Genomic DNA, 17366 nt, shown 5'->3' with positions numbered 1-17366 from the left:
ATTGATCATCGACGCCCACACCCACTACGTCCCGAAGGGCTGGCCGGACCTCGGCTGGGCGCAGGCGCCGAGGCTCCGGGTGGAGTCCGAGCGGGAGGCCATGATCCTGCTCGGTGACCGGGAGTTCCGCCGGATCGCCGACGACTGCTGGAACCCGTCGGTCCGTCTCGACCAGATGGACGCCGACGGGGTGGACGTCCAGGTCGTCTCGCCGACGCCGGTGTTCTTCTCCTACCAGCGCCCGGCGGCGCAGGCGGTCGGGGTCGCCAGGATCTTCAACGACCTGGCCCTGGAGATCTGCGCGTCCGAGCGGCTGGTGCCGTTCTGCCAGGTGCCGCTCCAGGACCCGGACCTGGCCTGCGCCGAGCTGGACCGGTGCCTGGCGGCGGGGCACGCGGGCGTCGAGATCGGCAACCACGTCGGGGACCGCGACCTCGACGACGAGGGGATCGTCCAGTTCCTCCAGCACTGCGCGGCCGTGGGCGCGCCCGTCTTCGTCCACCCGTGGGACATGCCGGAGAGCCCCCGCCTGCAGCGCTGGATGGCCCAGTGGCTGGTCGGCATGCCCGCCGAGACCCACCTGTCGGTGCTCGCCCTGATCCTGGGCGGCGTCTTCGACCGGATCTCCGACGACCTGCGCGTCTGCTTCGCGCACGGCGGCGGCTCGTTCGCCTTCTGGCTCGGCCGCTTCGAGAACGCCTGGCACCGCCGCAACGACGTGGTCGGGACCTCGGAGTTCCCGCCCTCGGCCTACCTGGAGCGGTTCAGCGTGGACTCGATCGTGTTCGACGAGCGGGCGCTGCGGCTGCTGGTGGACACCATGGGGGAGGACCGGGTCATGCTGGGCTCGGACTTCCCCTACCCGCTGGGTGAGTCGCCGGTCGGCTCCCTGATCAGAAACGCCGGGTTCCTCTCCGACACCGCCCGCGCCAAGCTGCTCGGCGGGAACGCCGCCCGATTCCTCGGCCGGTGACCCGTGCCGCCGTCCGGTACGGCGGGGCGGCTCCGGGTTCCGTGTCCCGGAACCTCTGACGTCCCGACCTCCGCCGATGCCCGATGATGGAGAGGTCGGTAAGGCCCTAACCCGGAGATGATTCGTGACCCTCAGCCGTGCGGACTGCGTCGCCCTCGACGACGCCGATCCCCTCAAGCATTTCAGGAACGAGTTCGTCCTCCCCGACGGAACGATCTACCTGGTCGGCAACTCGCTCGGCGCGCCGCCCAGAACCGCCGCGGCGGCGACGGCGGACGTCGTCCGGGAGTGGGAGCGGCGGCTGGTCGGCGGCTGGAACTCCGGCTGGTTCGACCTGCCGCTGACCGTCGGTGACCGCCTGGCCCCGCTGATCGGTGTCGGTCCCGGCCAGGTCGCGGTGGGGGAGAGCACCTCGATCACCGTGGTCAAGGCCGTCTCGGCGGCCCTGAGCCTGCGCCCGGAACGCCGGGTGGTCATCTCCGATCTGACCAACTTCCCGACCGACCGCTACATGGTCGAGGGCCTGGTCAAGGCGCTGGGCGGCTACCAGGTCCGCGACATCGGGGACATCGACGACGCGCTCTCCGACGACGTGGCGTGCGTGCTGCTGTCGGAGGTGGACTACCGGACCGGGGACCGCTACGACACCGCCGAGGTGACCGCGCGGGTCCAGGCGGCGGGCGCGCTGATGATCTGGGACCTCTGCCACAGCGTGGGCGCCTTCCCGGTGGACATGTCGGCGGCCGACTTCGCGATCGGATGCACCTACAAGTATCTCAACGGCGGCCCCGGATCCCCCGCGTTCGTCTACGTCCACCCCCGGCACCAGGCCGACGCCGAGCAACTGCTGACCGGCTGGTACAGCCACGCGGCGCCGTTCGCCTTCGAGCCCGGCTACCGGCCGGCCGAGGGCATCCAGCGCTTCACCGTGAGCACCCCGCACGTGCTCTCCTACGCCCCGCTCAACGCCGCGCTGGACATGTGGGAGCGGGTGGACATGACCCAGGTCCGGGCCAAGAGCGTGGCGCTGACCTCGCTCTTCATCGACCTGGTGGAGGAGCTCTGCGCGCCGTACGGCCTCACCCTGGTCTCCTCCCGCGACCCGGAGCGCCGGGGCAGCCAGGTCAGTTTCTCCCACCCCGACGGCTACCCGATCGTGCGTGCCCTGACCGACCGGGGCGTCCACGGCGACTTCCGGGCACCGGACATCCTGCGCTTCGGCTTCGCCCCGCTCTACATCGGCTTCGCCGACGTCCACGACGCGGCCGTCACCCTGGCGGAGGTGCTGGAGAAGGAGCACTGGCGCGACGAGCGCTACCGGCGGCGCCTGGCCGTCACCTGACGGCAGGCGTTCCGCGGGACGCCTGCCGTACCGGCTTGCGCCCCGCGGACCGGACCGCGTCAGGTCAGTGCTGCCACTTGCTGTATCTGCGCACGAGAACCGCGGTCCTGGCCCGGCTGATCACCTCGATCTTCCTGCTGCGGGTCTCCTTGTCCACGTCGATCTTTATGCACTTCATCCAGACCCGGCGGGGCCCCAGTGGCGCGTCGAACCCGACATCCTCGGTGTCGTGTCCGTACTTGTCCTCGTTGAGACCGATGCCCAGCGCCGTACTGTGCCGCCTCACACCCGCGTCGTTGAGGACCTTGGAGAAGACGACCGCGTCGGTCGCCTTCTTGGGACAGCGCACGATCAGCCGGACGTCACTGTCCTGGCGGGGGCGTCCCGGGGAGATCCGGAGCGAGGTGAAGAACTGGTCGTTCTTGATCTTGCCGGCGTTGACCGGCTCGACGGCCACGGCCAGCGGGTCTTCCGGGTCGGGGGCGGCCGCCACGGCGGTACCGCTCGTCCCCAGAATGAGAAGGGCGAGCGCCCCCGACCCCATAAGCAAACGCATGTACTCCTCCTGCCGGGCGGCTGCCCGATCGTTGGCGACGTGCCGTCATCGGGCGACGGGCACGCAGATGACGTCGGAGGGTTGGCGAGCGAAGGTGACCCGTACGCAATCAACCCACCGCGTCCAGGGGGGAGTCGTCTTAGTATGCGCACTACGTCACAGCAGAAGAGCGGACGCCACGCCGAATTGGTGTTCATCCCGTTCAGCGGTGTTCGCAGGGTTCGTTCCTGAAAGTCCCCCGGCTCGGCCGGAATCCTCGGCGGATGGTTCCGACGTCACAGCGGCGCCGGTGGCCGGCCGCGCTGGATGAGCCGCCTCCGGTCCGCCCATGCGAAGTTGATGACGACCAGTCCTTCGACGGCGAGCCGGCGGGGCGTGGGACGAGCCGCCTCCGGTCCGCCCGTGCGGAGGACCGCGGCGCTAGCCGGGAGCGTCGAGCAGGGCGACCAGCCTCTTGGGCGCGACGGCCCGATAGCTCTCCTCGACCCAGTCGAGGAGCACCTCCGTCTCCGGGAGCTCGCCCAGCAGTGGGATCGTCACCCACCCCGCCTTGCCGAGCCCGTATCCCGAGGGCCTGATCCCCTCCAGAGCCAGCGCGTGGCCGTTCGACTGGGGCAGCTTGACCCCGACGTTCGGGCTCCACTTCTCCGTCGGCTGCTCGACACCGAGGAAGAGGAAGATCTTCTTGTTGACCTTGACCACCGTCTCGCCCCACGGATGGTCCTCGTACGTCTCCGGCAGACGCAGCGCGAACTCAAGCAGCGTCTGCCGGACCTCATGCCACTTCTCCGGGCTTCCCGCGTTCCCCGGGCTCTCCGCGTTCACGTTCTCCACGAGGCCCATTGTGCGCCGGGGCACCGACAGTCACGGCACGCCAGCGGCCGAGCACCCGGTCGACGGACGTCCGGATCCGGTCCCTGGCCTCAGCCCTGGGCACCCCCGACATCAGCAGCCGATCGTAGTCGGTGTCGAGATGGCGCACCGAGGCGACCACGGCCAGGGTGATCGCCTCGGTGCCGAACCCCCTGGCCGCGGCGGTACGGCCCACCCGGCCGCTGCCCCGCTGCCCGGCGTGCCGGGCGATCTCCTCGGCCCGCTCGGGCGGGCAGCCGGGAAACAGCCGGACGATCTCCCGGGCCATCCCCGCCTGGAACTCCACATCCTCCCCGGCCCGCCGTTCCCGGTCACGCTCCCTGCGGCGCAGCCGCACCTCCTCGTCGGCCAGGCACCGCTCCTCGGCCAGCGCCAGCGCGGTCTCCTCGACCAGGACGCCCAGCCGCTCATAACGTTTGCGCCGGGAGTTGAACCTGACCACCACGGCGGCCAGCCCGCTCTCCTTCTTGGCGCGGCGGCTGAGCGCCGCGTCGCCCGCCGGCAGGAAGACCAGATGGTCCAGGTCCGCGCAGGTCAGGCAGTACGGCCCGGCGTTCTCCATGATCAGATAGGGGCCTGAGTCGCCGCAGCCCGCGCACTCCCAGGGCTGCTGCGGCTCCACCGCCACCAGGTCGGGGGCCTTGCTCTGCCGTTCGGCCAGCTGCCGCCGCCGCGCCTCGCTCATGTCGGGTGAGATCCAGTGGACCCGGAAGGCGCCGTCGTCCCCGTCGGTGAGGAAGCGCAGCTCCCCCCGGTCCCGGCCGCCGGAGACGTAGGCGGTCTCGCCCGGCGTCAACCCCTTGGCCAGAGCCCAGCCCCGGAGCACGGCCACCGCGGCGGCCATCTTGGCGCCGTCCACCGCCGCGAGCTCCTCCAGCGTGGCGGCCCGGCCCTGCCGCCAGGTGTCCACATGCCTGGCGTGCAGCCAGCGGACCCCGGTCAGCACGTCGAGTGCGGTGACGAACTTACGCTGCGCGAGCGCGGCCTCCGCCGCCTCCACGATCCGCCGCTCCATTTTGCTCACCCCGCCAGCCTGCCGTACCGGAGCCTCTTCAGGGGGGGGACGTTCCGCGCTTCCGTCCCGGCCAGGTCGATCACGGGCCTCACGCGGCGCCCAAAGGCTGGCACCGGGCCGGACGGAGCCTTTGATCCGGCCGCGTGTTCAGGCGGCTTCGGCACCGTGGCCGGTGGCGATCGTGTCAATGTGGCGCGCGAGTTCGAAATCCTTGGCCGTGAGGCGGTTTCCGGCGTCGTGAGTGGTGATCGCGAAGCGGATCCGCTGCCAGGTGATGTGAATGTCAGGATGGTGGCCGATCTCACGGGCCTTGGCCGCGACGTACATCGCCATGTGCACACACTCGTGGTATGAGTGGGCGAATGTCCGGGTAATGGCCTGACCCTCGCGCTCCCATCCCGGTAGCCCGGCCAGATGGGCCACGATCTGTTCCTCGGACAGCGGCTGAGGGGTCATCGGCACCTCCATATCAATGGGGTCAGACGAATTGAGAGAGGATCTCATTCAACTCCCGGCCGGGCGCAGTACCCGCCCAGGCAGTCGCGCGGCGGGGAATGGCTCGGAGCTCCTGACGCAGCCTCGCCGACCCGGTGCCCTCGACGATCGCCGCCGTGGCTGACGCGATCTGGACAACCCGTTCCGGTTCGGGGATCGAGGCAAGAGCACCGGCCTGGCGCGCCCAGAACACTCCGTTGTCGCGCCGTGCCGCCTCCGGCACCGTGCCGAGAATCCGGTCCCAGAGCGCGACCGCCTCCCGGTAGGCGCCCAGCCGGAGATAGGCGGTCGCTCGCTGGACATCGATATATCCGGGGGTACGGCGGCAGGCGTTGCCCCAGGGGTGTTCGTCGTCGACCTGATCCACAAGCTCGGCCGCCTGGTCCAGCAACCGGTCCACCAGGTCCTTGTTCTTGACCGGCAGCATCGAGTTGCCGTGCGCTTGGTGGACCAGCGCAAGTATTCGAACTTTCGGGCACAGCTTGCCCTTGTCGTTCGAGGCAGCCTCTGCGTAGTCGACAACGGTGCGCCCCTCGCCCACATCGATCGCGAGCATCGCTTTGTTGGTGAGGGCGTAGCTGATGAGCTGCGGATCCTGAGACCGATGAGCCATGTCCAGGGTCAGTGCCCGCCAGAACCCGGACCGGTTGAGGTCACCAGCGTCCTGGTACAGCCAGCCGAGCAGTGCCGCGTATGCGACACCAGCGCCCAGTAGGCCACGACGCACCGGCGTGTCGGCCGCATGGGCGAGTTCCTTGATGAGCTTCGCCTGGGTCGTGACGGTTGGAATGAGATGGCGAGGACCGAGCCACATGTCAGCTCTGTAGTGGCCGGGAAGCTGTTCGAGAAAGTACATGACGAGCTCCGGAGCTACAGGGCCCTGGTGAGGCGGGTAGGGAATGAGGTCGATCGTAGTCAGACCCGTCTCCAGAATGTCACGGCACTTCGGCTTGGCCGTACCGAAGAGCTCGTCCTTGGGAATGCCGAAAGCTGTGGCGTAGGCGATGGTCCAGTCGCGAGGAAAGTGCTTACCTCTCTCCCAGTCACGAATCTGCCGCGCCAGGGATTCGACGGACCCGTGGTCGTGGCCGGCGGCGCGGATGAGCTGGCGTGCCATTTCACATTTGTTCCAGTGGCGCGCCTCGCGCTGAGCCTGCAACCGCATTGCCCACGGCGGACGCTGTTGTCGGGTCATCGCTGCACCAATCGCCTGGCCAGGGTGCCCGGAGACTTCAAGTCTCCGGGTGGTTCTCCGCCATTCTCCGCCTCCCGCTACGGAGTGCGCACGACTTCACTAACAGTGTGACCGAAAGACACGGAGAGCGGCGGTGCCCTGACAGATCGCAAAGCCCTTCGGACAGCCTCGCCCCGAACTGGCGAGGTGGCGCGGCTCACCAGACGTCGCGTCGTCGAATCCCCGAATGAAAGCGGACCCGCCCGGCGCTTGCGACGACCGGGCGGGTCCTCGACCGGACATTGGAGGTCCGATCCATGCACGATGGTAGATCCGCGATGCCCGAGTCCGCGACGTCGATGATCCCCGGTTGGCGGGTGGTCCGCAGCGACGCCGGACGCTACTGGGCCAGCCGCGTGCGGCCCTTCACCACCGAGCAGCTGAACCGTACCGACGCCTACCGCACGGTGGACGCCGACACCTTCGACGGCCTCCGGGCCGAGGCCGCCCGCCAGGAGGAGGCGGCCGAGGCGGTGACGTCATGATGTGGCGCCGCGACCCTCGCGACTCCCACACCTCCGGCCGTCACCGCGCCGGGCAGGCCCGCCCCACGACGGTGCATCGCCGGTTGTGGGACGGCCCGGCCCGAGCCCAGGCCGAACGGCTGGCGCAGGCGTGGCCGAGCTGGACCGTGCTGTACGGCGTGGGCAGTCGCCGCTTCTACGCCCTGGCCGCCTGGGCGACGTCCGAGCCGCTGATGGTCGACGCCGCCACCGCAGAGGAGCTGGAGGCTCGGATGTACGAGGCGGTCATGGCCGTGGCCACCCGCCGGGAGACCCCTCTCACCGCCCCGATATCTCCGGCGCTCCCGGCACTCCCGGTGCCCCAGAGCAGGCGCGGCGGCGCTCCTTCCCCGGCATCCGCCGCCGCGCCGCACCACCTCCGGCGTCCCCACCGGAGAGCCGCATGACCAACCCGCGAGTAACAGCAGACCCTCGTCGGAGCCCGCCGGACACTCCCGTGCTCATCCGCTGAAAGCCTGGCCGGGAAACCGGTCAGGAGACGGGCCCTCCAGGTCAGGCCGGTGCACACCGTGCGCCTGATCTTCCCCCCCATGAGCCGGTGCGGCGGCGTCACATCCCAGGGGGCCCGTCGTACGGCCCGGCTTGAGGGGGCCGGGCCGTACAGACTCCGGGTTTCACGTGCAACAACACCGCATACCGGCCGGTGATGGACGCGATGAAGCTGCTGGAGCAGTACGCCGAGGTCGACGGCAAAAGCCGCTTTCACGGCGAGGCCGACACGGTGCCGATGGACGGCGTCGTACGCAAGGACTGGCACGAGGCCCTCGTCGACGACAGGGGAAGGCCGAGCGGATCGCGGACGGGCCGTGCGTGCTGGCGGCGCTGCGGGACGTGATCCGGCGCTGTGAGACGTACGTCCAGGGCGGATGCGGTGGCGCAACCCGGAGGACGACCTGCCCGGCGACCTCTGGGCACCTCACACCGGGCAGACGACCCCGGTTCCCCCGAGGCCGCAGTAGCTGTTGAGGCAGGAGGCCTCGGAGCCCGCCGGAGCGAAAGGCTGGGGACTTCCCTTCCAGGGGCAGATCAAGACGCCTCACGATCCCGATATGGATCCATGTAGGGCTGTGTGGATTGCTGTACGGCGGCAAGGATCGGTTGCATGGCCGGGCCTGCCACGTAGTAGCGCCCTCTCGCCTGTCCCTGAGGGGCTAACCATCCCAACCGGCAAAGTTCCCGGATATCCCTGATGGCCTGCTGGGTGCTCAACTCGGCGTCCTGCTGGTAGACGGTACGCCGCACGCGCGAACCCCAGAAGGCGGGCAGAAGCGCGAACACTGTTCGCTCGTCGAGCCCGGCAACCGCGGTTACGGCCGACAGTTCCACCCATGCGCGGCTCAGCAGATCGACACGGCGTTTCGCCTGTTGAGCCTGAATGTGGTGAGCCCGCAGACAGAACTTGATCCACGGGTGCGTGTCCCGTTCGGGGCTCCACTCAGGACCGCCGACCTCACCCAGGACCTGGTAGTAGGCGTAGGTGTTCTGCCCCCTGCCGAGCCACTCCTCGATTGAGGAGAACTCCGCGGGCATCAGTGCCTCTCGTGCGAACACCAGGGTGGACAGTGCTCGCGACATGCGGCCGTTGCCGTCGGCCCATGGGTGGATCTTCACCAGGTTCAGATGCGCCATCGAGGCACGAACGTGCACCGGAGCATCGAGGTCTCCTTCGTTGAGCCATGCGACCAGTTCGCCCATAAGAGCTGGGACCGACTCGGGATCCGGCCCGGTGTAGGCGGCGACGGCAGGATCATCAGGACTGGTGACGTAGACCGGGCCTTGGCGAAGCCGGCCTGGGCGCTTGTCCGGGTGGTGTTCCTGGATCATGAAGTGGAGGCCGTTCAGCAGGCCCAGATCATAGGCAAACTCATCACCGGCATCGGACAGGCCCTGGATGTAGGTCATGGTCCGCTGGTAGCCCTCCAACTCCTTGCGAGTGCTCTCGCTGGATTCCAGCGGTTCTTCCCCTGCCATGAGCGCCTCGACATCATCAACAGAGGCTGCGTAACCCTCGATCGTGTTGGAACCGACGATGGCCCTAGCGGTGAGACTTCTACGCAACTGCTTGGTCCAGCGGGTCTGCGGACGAACATGCATGCGCAGGTCGTACCGCATCCTCTCGATCTCTTCGAGTGCCCGATGATCGGCTTCGTCCAGCTTCGGCGTACGGTATAACATGACTCGATGACATCATTATTGTGTCATCAAGTCAACTCTGCTCGTCTCCTCCCAGGTATAGATGACAGGAGACCGGAAACCCGAGGCAGCCTGCCAAAGCTGCATGCTTGGATGGGTCACCTAGCTTGACGTTGGTGCCCCCGATGCCGCAGTAATCATTGAGGGAGAAGGGAGGCTGTTGGTGGGTCCTGCCGCTCAGGCCACCTTTCATCCACGGCAGACACATCACGACCTGCGATGCCTCGACTTGAGGTAGTCGTTCACCCACTTCTTGCTGCTACGCCACATGCCGTCGTCGCCCTTGACCGCACGAAGTCGTCCCCGTGCGGCAGCTACCCGGAGGGCGTTCTCGGTGACGTCGCGCGTCGCGAGAGCAGGTAGGGGGACAAGCTTGACCGGTCCGGCCACCGCCGGCATGACGAAGCGGTACAGATTCGTCGTCACGCTGCGTGCGATGAGTTCACCCAACGGGCCGAACTCGTCATTGTCGGCTCGGCGCATCGCCTGAAGGTACTTGTCGCGGTCGCGCTTGTAGATGATCGCTGGTGGATATCCAGTCCTGCAAAGTATCAAGTTGAGCACCAAACGGCCCGTCCGTCCGTTGCCGTCGAGGAACGGATGTATTTGTTCGAACCGGTTATGAACGTGGGCCAAGCGTTCGGGGAGGGGTTCCTCGGACTCGCCGCGAAGGTCATCGACGACCTTTACCCAGTCCCGCATCTGGGAGTCGACTTCCGGCCATGGCAGCGGCTTCATACCTCCTGGGAACTTGGCGATCTCGTGCTGCCGGAAGTTCCCCGGGCCTTCGGCGGGGGTGGCATGCGGATGGGGATCCACAGCCCACACAAGCGACATGGCGGTGTGGTGGATCTGGCGAACTTCCTGGAGCGTGATGAGATCTCCGTTCTGCCAGTCTCCCGGCTCCAATGCCTGCCCGTACACCCACTTCGCAGCGTCGCCGTACCCCCGCACCTCCATGTAGTCCCTGAGCGGCTTCGCGCCTACCGCCCGGCCCTCCTCAAGGAGCTTCTCCACCTCTTGCAACACGAGCGTGTTGCCCTCGATCGCAGTGCTGTTGTGCGCCTCCTGGTGCCAGATGTCAGACCAGATGTCCTCCGCCTCAGCAGGCGAAGGCAGCCCGCCCAAGCGGTCACGGAGTTCTCGAACGGCCTCGTCGAGGCGCTGATACACAGTCGCCCTGGATGGCCTGCCCGGTCCCGACACCGACGCCCCCATGATTTTGTTCGGCTGAGTCGATATAACTATACCGAACAAAGTCAACCTGACTTGTTCGCTTCGGCCAAAAAAAGCGAACCGAACAACTCTTCCGATGCCGCGGCCAAGGAGGGAAGGACGTCGGAGCCCTCGATCGCCCTGGTCGGCGTCATCCTCCCGACATGGACTCCTTACCCAGCGAACGAACGAGATCCCCTCCGGGTAGGCTGGCCATCGCCCGGAGGTTCCAGCGCTCCCGCCCCCTGCTCACAAAAGGTCCTCAGCCCCGTCGGGCACCGAGCCGAAAGGTCATCCGCACTGCACCGGCGCCTACCACAGTGCGTTCGATGCCGGTCATTCGAAGGTGATCGGCGCCGACCCGCCTTGATCGACGGAGGAGCGACGACGAAGTTGCGCAGACGGATACGGTTCACGCCCAGAAGCTGGGCGTGAACCGTACAAGCGAAGTTCGGCGCTACTCCTCCGTCGGGACCAGGCCTGTCTGGCAGGCGCCCCACTCGGATGGGTCACCTAGCTTGACGTTGGTGCCGCCAACGCTGCAGTAACCCGCGAGGTGTCGGCAGCATGACGATGGGTTTCCTGACGGCGTTGGGGCCTCAGCTCAAGCAGCGGGAGCCCGTGGCGTCAGTCGGACCTCGACATCCGCGTCCAGGGCACGCGCCAGACGCTCCAGAACCGGCAACGTGGGAATGGTTCCGCCCGCCTCGAACCGCGCCACCGCCGACTGTGTCATGCCCGCCGCACGAGCCAGGTCGTTCTGACTCCAGCCTCGTCCCTCGCGCATCCCCCTGACCGTCTTACCCAGTTCGTAGGCAAGACGTGTGGCCTCATAAGCCTCAGCCGCGCCAGGCTCGGCCATCCGGCGATCTCTGAGCTCTCGCCAGCTCCGCTGTTCGCTCATGCTGTTTCTTCTTCCTCGTCGACGGTGTGCGCCAGTTCGACACAGCGACGCATGGCTCGCCGAGCCCGCTCAACCTCATGGCCATCACGCATCCGCGTCTTGTGAAACACGGTCAAGAGCACGATCCGACGATGAGGTGCAATCCAGTAGGTGATGCGCATAGCGAACTCGTCAAGATGAAACCGGAGCTCACGCAGCTTGCCGTCAAGCTGCTTCGTATAGGGCTCCCCCAGCAGAGGCCCTTCCGCCGCAAGCAGCTCAACATAGAAAGCCGCCCTCGCGAACGATGCCGCAGGCAGACCTTCAAGCCACTGCCGAACTTCCGGTTCCAGTTCTACGGTACCCCAGCTCATAGCGTTGATGCTATGAGTCGCGACTCCATCGCGCTCCGCTTTCAACTGAACACAGTCGCCTGCCGGAAGGGCACCTTCGGTGAGGATGACGGTAGAACCGGGCGATCAACGAATACGGCTCACGCCCAGGAGTTGAGCGCGAGCCGTACAGCGAGAGCTGTGGAGCCACTCCTCGGTCGGGACCAGGCCCGTCTGGCAGGCGCCCCATCCGGATGGGTCACCTGGCTTGACGTTGGTGCCCCCGATGCCGCGGTGGCCACCAGGGTTCGGGAGGCTGCCGCGGCCCGAGCAGGGGATCATCTGATCGGCTCTCCGCCTCCGGCTTCAGGTGTCGGTGTCTTTCGGGTGACGGGGGGAGGCGTAGACGATCCAGACAGTGCGAGTGGCGTCATCAATGGCATAGCGGACGCGCCCGCCGCTGGTGACCTCGAATTCCCATTGCTCCAGGTCCTGGCCATTATGACAATGAGTCGCGAGGTCACCGCGTAGGCGATGTTGACGCTCATGGTCCGCTCGTGAGCGGGGATCGACGCGCAGCGCCTCGAAACATCGGCGTGTGTTGCCCAGGGCGTGACGGCACAGTTCCTCCCACCCCTTGACCGCGTCGCCGGCACCGAACCGGATGTCCCATTCGTCATCCGGAGGCGGGACCGTGACCCGGTCACCGCGCTTCGGACTCATGCTGAAACCTCTACCGGTCCGTAGTCGCCGCTTGTGGCCTTGCGAGCCTGGGTGTAGTGCGCGGGGTCGGCCTTGATCCGAGCGGTCGCTCGCCAGCCCGCGATGACTTCCTGTGTGGTGAGGTCGACATCCAGTTCCGCGGCGTCAGAGAGCGCCTCCACCAGTTCGAGTGTGAAGGCGCGCAGCTCGTCGGAGGTGAGGTGGCGAACCCAGGGGAAGACCTCGGGCATGGCGATGACCAGCGCGCGGGCGGTCGGATCATGCTTGATGAGGGCGAGGAACAGGCGGGATGCCGTAGCCAGTGTCTGCCCGCGCTGATCCTCACGGTCAGCGGCGGTCAGGTAGAAGTCCGGGGCATCACGGTGAGTGACGCGTACTCGACCGAGGCGCGCGGCGCGTTCGGCGACGGCTCGGGGGTTTCTCGACAGGTCCGAGAAGGTGACGGCGTCGGCGTTACTGGTGCTCACTCTGCCATCGTAAGTCAGAACACATTCTGAAGTTGGTGAACCAGGGAAGGAGCGTCACACGATCGCCTGTCAGTAAGCAGGCCGAACCGAGCTGCCAAACGACTCTCAGCGCGAAGAAAAGCCATGAATCGTGCAGCAGCCCCTAGAAGGTCGCCCTGAATCAGTTCCCAGCTCGATGAAGGGGCAACGGCGAAACCTCGCAGACGGACACGGCTCACGACCGGGAAGGCAGAGGCGAGCCCCACAAGCGGGTACGGCTCACCCCCAGAGACCGGGCGCGAGCCGTACCGGTGAGGTCAGCGATACTCCTCGGTCGGGAGCAGGCCCGTCTGGCAGGCGCCCCATCCCGATGGGTCACCTGGCTTGACGTTGGTGCCGCCAATGCCGCGGTAGCTGTTCGACACCTCGAACAGATATTGCTGACAGTAACGGTGCGCTTCAGGCAACGAATGGTGATCATGCGTCGATCTTTACTCACGAAGTTTGCGAAGTCGCTGCGCCAGGTCGGGGATGTCTTCCAACTCGCCCGTTGCTACGGCGATGACGAGCCTTTCGGCTTCGTCCACGTCCCGGTACTCCAGGATCTCCCCGTTGTCCTCCAGAAAGGCGACGGACGCCGCCCAAGCGAGCCGCTTGTTACCGTCCACCAGCGGGTGCCCGATCAGAATGCTCTGCATCAGAGCCGCCGCCTTCTCCCACAGGTCCGGATAGGCGTCATCGCCGAAGACGGTGGTCTGCGGGCGCAGCACCGCTACGTGCAGTTGGCCACCATCGCGGAGAAGAACCTCCGGCAGCACCACCTCGGCCAAGGCAAGAAGGTCCGAGGTGGTCGGATAGAGCGTCATCGAGCGAGCCGCTCAAGCAACTCCCGGTCCCGCTCGGCGACCTTCCGGCCCATCGCCTGGTAGCGTTCCCGCCTCCGTCGGGCGATGTATTCCTCGATGGCCACCACCATCGCCGAGTTGACGCTCTGCGCGTCACCGCCGGCGATCTGCTTGATCTGCTCGTACGTCTCATCCGGCAGCCGAAGCCGTGTCTCAGCCATACGATCGACGGTACCATTTTTTGGTACCACTTCTCGGTGACATGGGGCCTTCAAGCCCTGTTCCTGTGAACCGGTCCTGCTTCAAGAGGAGTACCCATGGTGCAGCGTGGCGGACGGGGCCGCCTCAGGCTGGGCATGAGCCCCGGCGAGCACAGACCGAACGGAGCGCCTCCGCCAGCCCGCACGGCGCCGGCACCCCCGCCGACTCGCCTTCGCCCGAATCGCTTGAGGGCGATGACGAAGTTGCCCACTGATTTGTTCGCTTCAGCGATGGGTCACCTGGCTTGACGTTGGTGCCGCCGATGCCGCGGTAATCACTACGTGCACGTGACACGAGACGCGTCCTCGATCTCGTGTTCAGAGCCGTTCGGGCAGGAGAGTGAGCGCGTCTACATGCCGGGGGCGCACGACAGTGAAATGACGGCGATCGAGTGTGGCCGCCTCCGTCAGGCCAAGCCGCTCAGCCACCGCGATCACGGAGGCGTCAACAGCACCCAGTGGAAGGTTGGCGTACATCTCCACAAGCTCGCTCATCCGGTCCAGATTTTCGGTGGTGACCTCGACCAGAACCAGCCCGGCCCGAAAGGAGCTGAGAAACGCCGCCTCCGCCTTGCTTCCCTGCCGTCTCTCTATGAGCTGGCAGACTTCCGTAACGATCGTCGTGGAAACGAGAAGCGGACCGGGGTGGCTCCGCAGCAGCCTGGCGCAGGGTTCGTGATATCGGTCCCGGATGTTGACCGCTGCAACCAAAGGCCCCGAATCAATGACGATCACAAAGAGTGATTGTCCTCCGAGCGCAAGATCTCTTCAGAGCGTTCCGTGAAATCCGGCTCGGCCTCAAGCATCCCGATGAACGGCAGGTCACGGACGACGGGCCGCTCGTCGAGCTGGTCACGCACGAGGCGAAGCAGAGGTGCCACCTTCTCCTCGGGCAGGCGGTCCACCAGGTGGTGCAGTTCCTCGCGCATCACGCTCATGTATCGAGTGTAACCAGGCGATGCTCAACACACGGGGTCTCACCGCGATGCGGGCCGAGCGATGGAACGACCTGCATGCGAGAACCGGCGGCGCTGGAGGGCTACTCCTCGGTCGGGACCAGGCCCGTCTGGCAGGCGCCCCACTGGGATGGGTCACCTAGTACTACTAGCGTGGCCGTCGCCAACGAAACAACGGGAGCGCGCTGTGCGAGAAAGCAGGAGACGGTGGCCTGGTGTGGTGGCGGCGGTGGCCGCCGGGCTGATGATGCTGCCCGCCGCGGAGACGGGGAACGGAGCAGCGGGAGCAAGACGGAAGGCGATTGTTTCATAAACTGAAACATTGCTTTCAGCTTACACAAGTTCCATAGCGCTCGCGGCTGATTTCGCTACAGACAGCAACCACTCCACCTTGGCCACAACACCACTGCGGTGCTCCTGCAGAGGCCGGCCACGTACGACTCCTCTGGTTAGTTGGGCGAGGCGTAGATTGCCTTCACCGCTTGGGATCGAGCCCCCGAACACAGCGATCACGGCGAGCTGATCCGCAGAAGGATCAGGCACTACCGTTGCGGCGGATGTACGGCCCGAAAGTCGAGCCTGTACATGGCAAACGCATTCCTGTCGCGCTCAAAGCATCAACGATGTTTCCGGCAGCTACTTCGCTGAGTTCCCACCCTGGGTCGCACAGGCAAGAAGCCACAGGGTGCCGTGGACCTCCAACCCATGAACCCTCCCCACTGCCACGGCATCCCGATCGTCGGTGATGGCGATCCCCCCGGACAGTTCGGCCGCGGAGAACACACTGGCCTCCCCCAGGTCGCGCTCCGAAGATCCGATGCGCTGCACCCATGTGGCGAAGCACTTGATCTCTTCCAGAGAATCGAGCCTTGCGAGCCCAAGCCAGTCTGCGTCGAGCACGGCCTGCAGGAGCGGGTATGCGTGCACTCCCGCTCGCATCTCTTCCCGAACCACATGCGTCGTCAAGCACGCGACGCCTACTAGAAGATCACGCAGCACGTCCAAGCGCTCCGCGCGAGCGAAATGACTCAGGCACATGGCGTCGAACACCAGGACGGGGTCCGGCTCAGCACTGCTCACAGATCGAGATCCGCATCATCACGCATCGGCAGGTCGGTCGCCACGATCTGACCTCGCATAAGCTCGACCGCCCGAGATTCTGTTATGAGCGACCTCTTGTAGCATTCCATCACCGCATGCGCGAAGCTCGGAGGCACTCGAACCGCTTCCAAGTCGGGTTGAGGTGTCCACCCCACCGCTTCCATCAGTTCCCCGCGCGTCGGATTTCTCCGGCGCAACTCTCTGGCGGCACTCCTGTCGATGACTTCGGCTGCGACGGCTTGCCGCACAGTCAACGACCAGGAGGTCCTGAAGCGCGCGGCCATGACCACCAAATGCTCCCGCTTCGCCCTCTCGCCCGAGCGAGCAACGCTGCTAAATGCCGCGACCGGGAGAAGAAGCTCCGCAGCGAACGCATCGATGACCGCTTCTCTTTCATCACGAGAAGCATGGATTCCTATGTCTGTGGAGTACTCGTCTCCGACGATCAGGTGCCCCAGCTCATGAGCCGCGGTCGCGCGCCGGCGGCCAGGATCACCATGCCTGCTGACAACTGCCACAGCGAGATCGGCATCGATCAACGAGGCTCCTTCACCCGGCGCCTCGACCACCGCGACCATCTGCCCAAGCCGTTCGCATACACTCATGAGTGAATCGATGGGCTCAATGCCGTGACCTAGACGCTCTCGTACCCATACGGCGGCACGGCGGGCGCTCGACGCGTCCTGTACCTCTTCTGGGTAGCGTTCAATCTCAGGAGGATTGAACGCTCTCATCTCGACAAGCTGCCGGATGTCGGCCAACCATGTCGTGAGAGCCACTTCCAAGCGATGAGATTGGCGCGTCGCGTCTGTCACGGTGTCGTCGGCCAACTCTGCGCGACGGGACACGACCGAAGGCGGCGAATCAAGGAGATAGCCCAGGGGTACCTGGAGAACCGCTGACAGCTTGGCGAGTTCGAGCGCGTCGACACGGCGAACGCCTCGCTCGATCTTCGCGATCATGGTCCGATCGAGCTTCAGTGCCGACGCCAGCTCCTCCTGGGACAGGTCGGCAGCCATACGGCACTCCCGCACGCGCTCACCAATGTCCAGCCACTCTCCCGGATCCTTCATGGTGCGATAATCGCACAGGCGCCGGGAACGCGCGAGACGAAGAGCCGAATCCTGGCCTTTTATACGCCGATTGCCTTCCGTACCCTTACCCGGCCTACGTCCGGCTTGGTCGAGCAGGTCGGCGGCAGACTGTCAGCCAAAACGCCCAGGGCGGGGGGCTGACGCGGGTGCACCAACAGGCACGTGTGCCCTTATAGCGTGAGACCGAGACCAGGCAACCACGCCGGGAGTACGCCGCATGCGCTGGCAGGTCAACTCCGAAAAGCCGCTCTACACCGACCCGTGGCTCGATGTCCGGGCGGCGGATGTGGAACTGCCCGACGGCAG

General features: G+C 66.2%; 22 protein-coding genes. 5 read left to right on the top strand and 17 right to left on the bottom strand.

The window, feature by feature from the left end:
- Position 1 precedes the first annotated feature (1 nt).
- Together ACWEF2_RS15095 and kynU are read left to right on the top strand one after the other, a co-directional pair.
- Positions 2-973 (top strand): amidohydrolase family protein, encoded by a 972-nt coding sequence (locus ACWEF2_RS15095; protein ID WP_453815498.1) that lies wholly within the window; start codon positions 2-4, stop codon positions 971-973.
- Positions 974-1097: 124 nt separating this feature from the next.
- A complete protein-coding gene (gene kynU, locus ACWEF2_RS15090) occupies positions 1098-2315 on the top strand; it encodes a kynureninase (protein ID WP_453815496.1) in 1218 nt (405 codons plus the stop codon).
- 64 nt (positions 2316-2379) lie between these two features.
- On the opposite strand, the gene ACWEF2_RS15085 is transcribed toward kynU, so the two are convergent.
- The 5 genes from ACWEF2_RS15085 to ACWEF2_RS15065 all read right to left on the bottom strand — a co-directional run bounded on the left by ACWEF2_RS15085 (position 2380) and on the right by ACWEF2_RS15065 (position 6449).
- Positions 2380-2871, bottom strand: coding sequence for a hypothetical protein (locus ACWEF2_RS15085; RefSeq protein WP_453815494.1), 492 nt, complete (start codon positions 2869-2871; stop codon positions 2380-2382).
- 420 nt (positions 2872-3291) lie between these two features.
- Positions 3292-3696: an MmcQ/YjbR family DNA-binding protein gene (locus ACWEF2_RS15080; protein ID WP_453815492.1), complete on the bottom strand. Its 405-nt coding sequence runs from the start codon at positions 3694-3696 to the stop codon at positions 3292-3294.
- Positions 3647-4759, bottom strand: coding sequence for a DUF2293 domain-containing protein (locus tag ACWEF2_RS15075; protein ID WP_453815605.1), 1113 nt, complete (start codon positions 4757-4759; stop codon positions 3647-3649). The genes ACWEF2_RS15080 and ACWEF2_RS15075 overlap by 50 nt, the downstream gene beginning before the upstream one ends.
- A 147-nt stretch (positions 4760-4906) precedes the next feature.
- Positions 4907-5215, bottom strand: a complete 309-nt coding sequence (locus tag ACWEF2_RS15070) for a 4a-hydroxytetrahydrobiopterin dehydratase (protein ID WP_453815490.1) — start codon at positions 5213-5215, stop codon at positions 4907-4909.
- A gap of 22 nt (positions 5216-5237) precedes the next feature.
- Positions 5238-6449 carry a hypothetical protein gene (locus ACWEF2_RS15065; RefSeq protein WP_453815488.1) on the bottom strand — a complete coding sequence of 404 codons (1212 nt, stop codon included), beginning with the start codon at positions 6447-6449 and terminating at the stop codon, positions 5238-5240.
- Between the two features lie 296 nt (positions 6450-6745).
- Here ACWEF2_RS15065 and ACWEF2_RS15060 point away from each other — a divergent pair, with 296 nt between their 5' ends.
- The 3 genes from ACWEF2_RS15060 (at position 6746) to ACWEF2_RS15050 (ending at position 7847) form a co-directional block, all read left to right on the top strand.
- Complete coding sequence (locus ACWEF2_RS15060; RefSeq protein ID WP_453815486.1) at positions 6746-6973, top strand: hypothetical protein; 228 nt, start codon at positions 6746-6748, stop codon at positions 6971-6973.
- Positions 6970-7398 carry a hypothetical protein gene (locus ACWEF2_RS15055; RefSeq protein ID WP_453815484.1) on the top strand — a complete coding sequence of 143 codons (429 nt, stop codon included), beginning with the start codon at positions 6970-6972 and terminating at the stop codon, positions 7396-7398. The genes ACWEF2_RS15060 and ACWEF2_RS15055 overlap by 4 nt, the downstream gene beginning before the upstream one ends.
- Before the next feature lie 260 nt (positions 7399-7658).
- A complete protein-coding gene (locus tag ACWEF2_RS15050) occupies positions 7659-7847 on the top strand; it encodes a hypothetical protein (RefSeq protein ID WP_453815482.1) in 189 nt (62 codons plus the stop codon).
- Positions 7848-8038: 191 nt separating this feature from the next.
- Here the strand turns inward: ACWEF2_RS15050 and ACWEF2_RS15045 are convergent, their stop codons facing one another.
- The 12 genes from ACWEF2_RS15045 to ACWEF2_RS14990 all read right to left on the bottom strand — a co-directional run bounded on the left by ACWEF2_RS15045 (position 8039) and on the right by ACWEF2_RS14990 (position 17039).
- Positions 8039-9187 carry a Fic family protein gene (locus tag ACWEF2_RS15045; RefSeq protein ID WP_453815480.1) on the bottom strand — a complete coding sequence of 383 codons (1149 nt, stop codon included), beginning with the start codon at positions 9185-9187 and terminating at the stop codon, positions 8039-8041.
- 225 nt (positions 9188-9412) lie between these two features.
- Positions 9413-10378, bottom strand: a complete 966-nt coding sequence (locus ACWEF2_RS15040; protein ID WP_453815478.1) for a Fic family protein — start codon at positions 10376-10378, stop codon at positions 9413-9415.
- Positions 10379-11024: 646 nt separating this feature from the next.
- Positions 11025-11324 carry a helix-turn-helix domain-containing protein gene (locus ACWEF2_RS15035; RefSeq protein ID WP_453815476.1) on the bottom strand — a complete coding sequence of 100 codons (300 nt, stop codon included), beginning with the start codon at positions 11322-11324 and terminating at the stop codon, positions 11025-11027.
- Entirely contained in the window at positions 11321-11677 is a 357-nt protein-coding gene (locus ACWEF2_RS15030; RefSeq protein ID WP_453815474.1) for a type II toxin-antitoxin system RelE/ParE family toxin, read from the bottom strand. Before ACWEF2_RS15030 ends, ACWEF2_RS15035 begins: the two co-directional genes overlap by 4 nt.
- A 324-nt stretch (positions 11678-12001) precedes the next feature.
- Positions 12002-12358: a hypothetical protein gene (locus ACWEF2_RS15025; protein ID WP_453815472.1), complete on the bottom strand. Its 357-nt coding sequence runs from the start codon at positions 12356-12358 to the stop codon at positions 12002-12004.
- A complete protein-coding gene (locus ACWEF2_RS15020) occupies positions 12355-12825 on the bottom strand; it encodes a hypothetical protein (protein WP_453815470.1) in 471 nt (156 codons plus the stop codon). The genes ACWEF2_RS15025 and ACWEF2_RS15020 overlap by 4 nt, the downstream gene beginning before the upstream one ends.
- A 470-nt stretch (positions 12826-13295) precedes the next feature.
- On the bottom strand, positions 13296-13670 hold the full coding sequence (locus ACWEF2_RS15015; protein WP_453815468.1) for a type II toxin-antitoxin system death-on-curing family toxin: 375 nt from the start codon (positions 13668-13670) through the stop codon (positions 13296-13298).
- On the bottom strand, positions 13667-13870 hold the full coding sequence (locus ACWEF2_RS15010; protein ID WP_326825116.1) for a CopG family transcriptional regulator: 204 nt from the start codon (positions 13868-13870) through the stop codon (positions 13667-13669). The genes ACWEF2_RS15015 and ACWEF2_RS15010 overlap by 4 nt, the downstream gene beginning before the upstream one ends.
- 357 nt (positions 13871-14227) lie before the next feature.
- Positions 14228-14644, bottom strand: a complete 417-nt coding sequence (locus ACWEF2_RS15005) for a type II toxin-antitoxin system VapC family toxin (RefSeq protein ID WP_453815465.1) — start codon at positions 14642-14644, stop codon at positions 14228-14230.
- Positions 14641-14838 carry a hypothetical protein gene (locus ACWEF2_RS15000; RefSeq protein ID WP_453815463.1) on the bottom strand — a complete coding sequence of 66 codons (198 nt, stop codon included), beginning with the start codon at positions 14836-14838 and terminating at the stop codon, positions 14641-14643. The genes ACWEF2_RS15005 and ACWEF2_RS15000 overlap by 4 nt, the downstream gene beginning before the upstream one ends.
- A 663-nt stretch (positions 14839-15501) precedes the next feature.
- Positions 15502-15945 carry a hypothetical protein gene (locus tag ACWEF2_RS14995; protein ID WP_453815461.1) on the bottom strand — a complete coding sequence of 148 codons (444 nt, stop codon included), beginning with the start codon at positions 15943-15945 and terminating at the stop codon, positions 15502-15504.
- On the bottom strand, positions 15942-17039 hold the full coding sequence (locus ACWEF2_RS14990) for a helix-turn-helix domain-containing protein (RefSeq protein WP_453815459.1): 1098 nt from the start codon (positions 17037-17039) through the stop codon (positions 15942-15944). Before ACWEF2_RS14990 ends, ACWEF2_RS14995 begins: the two co-directional genes overlap by 4 nt.
- Between the last annotated feature and the right edge of the window lie 327 nt (positions 17040-17366).

This window comes from Streptosporangium sp. NPDC004631 (genome assembly GCF_053601935.1).
This window is presented reverse-complemented; position numbering and strand designations above follow the sequence as displayed.

What these genes read in the sequence shown, in the direction of transcription:
- ACWEF2_RS15085 (WP_453815494.1), bottom strand. Translation starts at nt 2,871, where the DNA reads ATGCGTTTGCTTATGGGGTCGGGGGCGCTCGCCCTTCTCATTCTGGGG.
- ACWEF2_RS15075 (WP_453815605.1), bottom strand. Translation starts at nt 4,759, where the DNA reads ATGGAGCGGCGGATCGTGGAGGCGGCGGAGGCCGCGCTCGCGCAGCGT.
- ACWEF2_RS15070 (WP_453815490.1), bottom strand. Translation starts at nt 5,215, where the DNA reads ATGACCCCTCAGCCGCTGTCCGAGGAACAGATCGTGGCCCATCTGGCC.
- ACWEF2_RS15065 (WP_453815488.1), bottom strand. Translation starts at nt 6,449, where the DNA reads ATGACCCGACAACAGCGTCCGCCGTGGGCAATGCGGTTGCAGGCTCAG.
- ACWEF2_RS15060 (WP_453815486.1), top strand. Translation starts at nt 6,746, where the DNA reads ATGCACGATGGTAGATCCGCGATGCCCGAGTCCGCGACGTCGATGATC.
- ACWEF2_RS15055 (WP_453815484.1), top strand. Translation starts at nt 6,970, where the DNA reads ATGATGTGGCGCCGCGACCCTCGCGACTCCCACACCTCCGGCCGTCAC.
- ACWEF2_RS15050 (WP_453815482.1), top strand. Translation starts at nt 7,659, where the DNA reads ATGGACGCGATGAAGCTGCTGGAGCAGTACGCCGAGGTCGACGGCAAA.
- ACWEF2_RS15045 (WP_453815480.1), bottom strand. Translation starts at nt 9,187, where the DNA reads ATGTTATACCGTACGCCGAAGCTGGACGAAGCCGATCATCGGGCACTC.
- ACWEF2_RS15035 (WP_453815476.1), bottom strand. Translation starts at nt 11,324, where the DNA reads ATGAGCGAACAGCGGAGCTGGCGAGAGCTCAGAGATCGCCGGATGGCC.
- ACWEF2_RS15030 (WP_453815474.1), bottom strand. Translation starts at nt 11,677, where the DNA reads ATGAGCTGGGGTACCGTAGAACTGGAACCGGAAGTTCGGCAGTGGCTT.
- ACWEF2_RS15025 (WP_453815472.1), bottom strand. Translation starts at nt 12,358, where the DNA reads ATGAGTCCGAAGCGCGGTGACCGGGTCACGGTCCCGCCTCCGGATGAC.
- ACWEF2_RS15015 (WP_453815468.1), bottom strand. Translation starts at nt 13,670, where the DNA reads ATGACGCTCTATCCGACCACCTCGGACCTTCTTGCCTTGGCCGAGGTG.
- ACWEF2_RS15010 (WP_326825116.1), bottom strand. Translation starts at nt 13,870, where the DNA reads ATGGCTGAGACACGGCTTCGGCTGCCGGATGAGACGTACGAGCAGATC.
- ACWEF2_RS15000 (WP_453815463.1), bottom strand. Translation starts at nt 14,838, where the DNA reads ATGCGCGAGGAACTGCACCACCTGGTGGACCGCCTGCCCGAGGAGAAG.
- ACWEF2_RS14990 (WP_453815459.1), bottom strand. Translation starts at nt 17,039, where the DNA reads ATGAAGGATCCGGGAGAGTGGCTGGACATTGGTGAGCGCGTGCGGGAG.